At 47.8% G+C, this 3,629-nt stretch carries 3 protein-coding genes and 1 pseudogene; 1 reads left to right on the top strand and 3 read right to left on the bottom strand.

The genetic code is table 11. From position 1 onward, the window contains the following. Positions 1–373 precede the first annotated feature (373 nt). The 3 genes and pseudogenes from AAIG11_RS17725 to tnpC form a co-directional block, all read right to left on the bottom strand. On the bottom strand, positions 374–1,150 hold the full coding sequence (locus AAIG11_RS17725; RefSeq protein WP_343187535.1) for an SDR family NAD(P)-dependent oxidoreductase: 777 nt from the start codon (positions 1,148–1,150) through the stop codon (positions 374–376). 316 nt (positions 1,151–1,466) lie between these two features. Next, a complete protein-coding gene (locus tag AAIG11_RS17720) occupies positions 1,467–1,802 on the bottom strand; it encodes a hypothetical protein (RefSeq protein ID WP_343187534.1) in 336 nt (111 codons plus the stop codon). A gap of 389 nt (positions 1,803–2,191) precedes the next feature. Further along, positions 2,192–3,034: pseudogene (gene tnpC, locus AAIG11_RS17715) on the bottom strand (IS66 family transposase); the annotation flags it as partial. 159 nt (positions 3,035–3,193) lie between these two features. Here tnpC and AAIG11_RS17710 point away from each other — a divergent pair. Further along, positions 3,194–3,529 (top strand): hypothetical protein, encoded by a 336-nt coding sequence (locus AAIG11_RS17710; protein ID WP_343187533.1) that lies wholly within the window; start codon positions 3,194–3,196, stop codon positions 3,527–3,529. Positions 3,530–3,629 lie beyond the last annotated feature (100 nt).

The following is a 3,629-nucleotide window of genomic DNA, read 5'->3' as shown; positions in this document are numbered from 1 at the left end:
TTATGAAGTTTTTGTGGAACTCCGTGAAGTGAAGTGTCTACAACGATGAAAAAGAGCCATCAATCCGAATGACTCCTGCAGAAAAAAGATCAGAGCTAGAAAAGAAATTCTCATTTGCTGTTTGAGCTACCGATATGTCCGTTCCAAGGGGTTCAGATCAAGCAGCACGCGGCTCAGAAATTCGTTGACATTCGGACTCTCTTGCCTTTTGGATAGTCTTCTGTTCTGTTTGGTATACATATCCCCTGACTATGGAGCAAAAGAGAACATCATTCAAATAAATCCCATCGATTCTTCTCGTAAGGGAAGAGCAAAAAACCTATAAACGCATACAGAAAAAGAAAGATGTTGTGATACAGTTGGTTACACCTTTTTAGTAGCCGGCAGTCAGCCCAAAATCCACGGATAAGCAGGTGCCCGTCATGGCTTTCACCCGGTTGGAAGCCAGAAAGAAAATGGCTTCTGCCACTTCTTCCGGCTGGGTGAACCTGGCCCTGTCTCCCAGGGGATAGTGGGCTAACAAGGATGCTTCATAGTCGTGCCGGTCATCGAAGTCAGATTCCTGGAAGGCTTTTTCCAGCATAGGGGTGGCCACATCTCCCGGGCAAACAGCATTGACACGGACGCCCCGCTCTGCCAGCTCCACTGCCAGGGCTTTGGTCATGAGAGTCACTGCTCCCTTGGAAGCGCAGTAAATGGCCGCTTCCTTGTTCCCCACCAGACCAGAATCCGAGCTGACGTTTACAATGACCCCTTCCCTGGCTTCCAGCAGAGGGAGGGCGTAGCGGCACATGAAAAAGGTGCCCTTGGCGTTGATGTCCATCACCTCATCCCAGACAGCTTCTGTCATGGTGTCGCTGGGTCCATCTTTCCAGACGCCGGCAGCGTTCACCAGCACATCCAGACCGTTGCCCGCCAGTTCCACCTCCCGCATCATCTGCTGACACTCAGACACCTTGGACACATCACCAGCCAAGGCCAGGGCTTTTCCAGGCAGTTCCCGGAGGCTCTCCAGTACCTCATGCAGGTTTTTTTCGTTGCGACTGATGCAATACACCGTGTCCCCTTCTTCCATAAATCTCCTGACAGTTTCGTAGCCAATGCCGCTGGAAGCCCCTGTCACCACTACGGTTCGTCTCTCGCTTCTCATTGTGTTACCTCCTGTTCCATGCAGTCTCATTTTTATCTCGGTCCTTTGCCCTGCACTCTCGCTAATTATTGACTTTCGCGAGAGATCCCAATTGTTTCGCTGCATTTGCTGAAAGGAGTAAATTATAATGCACCCCGAAGTCAAGCCAAGGGGTAAAATCAAGATTTGAAAGTTAATCTCTCTTCTTGATTTTGGCTTCAAAATAATAGCTGAGTAACTACTGCTAGATATGTTTGAAGTGATTAAAGTCTCATCTTATAGGGCACGGTAATTGTCAAGATAGTTGTCCCCTGCTTGCCTCTGCCATGATCCCTCGTTACCACCCTCTCACCCTGGGGAGCTTTACACCCGGGATCAATCGACCTTCAGAAACTCTCTTTTTTCCGTCATTAATTAGTCTATTCCAGTCTTTGGAAGAGATAAAGCCTCCAGCCACCTCTTCCAACTCGTCGTCTGTCAGATCACCTTCTCCTTTAATTGAGTAAGCGTTCAGTATGTCGCGAAACGCTGTCAACTCTTGAATGGAAATCTCCAAACCTTTTTCCTTCAGCATGGCTTGAGCTTCCTCCGCTTCTTCCACCATAAACAACCGTTCTACTAATCCTTCTTCATTTTCAAGTACCTCAAAAATCTGTGCCATCTTATCTTCCATTAGTCTTACCTCCTTTAAATTTTCTAAGCTTCTCGGAAACCCGAGAGCATTGATCACTCAACATTTGTTTATTGGGTGATTCTTTTGCATATGCTAATCAATAATGTTGACCCAAAGTTTCAAAGTGTCCTTTGTTAGGGGTTCAGTGCAAGCACTGGTGAATCTGTCGCGAAAGATTACCCTTTTCGCTTTGGTTTAATGCTTTTCATTGGTTACAGCTAACGTCTTATTCCCGCTGCTCAGCTCACTTCATCTCCCATTTCAGTAGGTATTTACGAACCTTGGCTCGACAATATCGACTTCTTTCTGTAGCAATGCAGAATCCCTTTGCTTTGTAAGCGTCAATTGCTGCCCACATAGACCCTGAGCCGCCACCCTGATACAATGAACTAAACCAACGGCTTAGCACCACTGAAGCAAGAAGCCGGCAGTGCTTTTGACCAGGGAAGGACATTCTCCATCGCTGCTGGATCGGTCAGATCCATATTGGGGAGTTTTTCGAATAAGTGCATGAGATAGTGAAAAGGACTCAGGCCATTGGCCTTGGCTGTCTCCACAATGCTGTAGATAATGGCGCTGGCCGTGGCTCCCTTGGGAGTGTTGGCAAAGAGCCAGTTCTTTCGACCAATGACAAAGGGCTTGATGCCCCGCTCTGCCCGGTTGTTGGAGATTTCCAGGCGACCATCCAGAAGAATCCTCTCCAGTCGGGGCCATTGGTTTAAGCAGTAAGTAATGGCTTTTCCCAGGGGTGACTTGGGAAGGGCGGTGCGTTTGTTTTCTTTGAGCCACGCCAAGAAAGCCTCCAGCACAGGCCGTGACTGTTCCAGACGGGCAGTGTAACGATCTTCTGGCGAAAGGTCTTTCAACTCCCTTTCCAGTTCAAAGAGCCGGTTGCAAAAGGCCAGCCCTTCTGAAGACCTGGTATGGGAGAGGGGTTCCTTCTCCTTGGTGAGCACCTTCAGGGCATCGGTGAACATACGCCGAGCATGAGCCCAACAGCCGATGACTTTCACCCCGGGAATCTGACTGTAGCCCTGATACCCATCGGTGTGCAGGTACCCCCTGAAGCCTTTCAGGAAGGCTGCCGGGTGTTTGCTGGCCCGGGTGGTCTGGTAGTCATACAGGCAGATGGGAACATCGGTATGGCCGGTGGCATAATGCCACATGTAGGACTTGTTGGCAGCGGTGCGGCCTTCTTCCCGCAGGACCTGGAGTTCTGTCTCGTCCTTATAGAAACGTTTCTATAATGACGATTATCGAAACTTCCGTTTTATCGAAACCAGCACGATGCAAACTATGTAAAATGAACTGCGAGCCACTGATTTGTTTCGATAATCATAATACCTTAGAATTGAGATGCTCTAAAAATCTCAATTCAGGAGGTATAGCACATGGAACGACAAACGATCAGTCAATTATCGCAAGGGGTCTTAGCTGAGCTTGAAAAACTTCATTATGCGGATATTACTATCACACATTTTAGACAGTCTCTTTTTAGGATCGAAAGGTACGCCATAAAAAAGAACGAGGTTTTTATCTCTGATGACTTGGCAAAAGAGTATCTGTTTGATGGCTACGGATGGGACATTGGCTCCAATAGCACTCCAACGGCCCATATCACCAGTCAACTGCGCGTAATTAGGGTATTACAGTTTTTCGAGGAATGCGGCAGTATACCGAAAGCGCACAAACGCACAGGGGGACGGTTCTTTTGTGCATGCTTATAGTCTTCTTATCACACCAAAACTAACCCCCGTCAATCTTTCTATCTGACGTATGGATAGCCCTTTTTTCTTGAATTCCTTTATCAGTTTATTTCTATGTTCT

Origin of the sequence: Anoxynatronum sibiricum, assembly GCF_039414295.1 — a bacterium.
GTDB lineage: Bacteria > Bacillota > Clostridia > Peptostreptococcales > Tindalliaceae > Anoxynatronum > Anoxynatronum sibiricum.
Note: the sequence above shows the minus strand (reverse complement) of the source record. Positions and strands in the feature narration are given on the sequence as shown.

Bases quoted from the DNA above. Each gene is read 5' to 3' on its own strand.
- AAIG11_RS17725 (WP_343187535.1), bottom strand. From the start codon at position 1,150: ATGAGAAGCGAGAGACGAACCGTAGTGGTGACAGGGGCTTCCAGCGGC.
- AAIG11_RS17720 (WP_343187534.1), bottom strand. From the start codon at position 1,802: ATGGAAGATAAGATGGCACAGATTTTTGAGGTACTTGAAAATGAAGAA.
- AAIG11_RS17710 (WP_343187533.1), top strand. From the start codon at position 3,194: ATGGAACGACAAACGATCAGTCAATTATCGCAAGGGGTCTTAGCTGAG.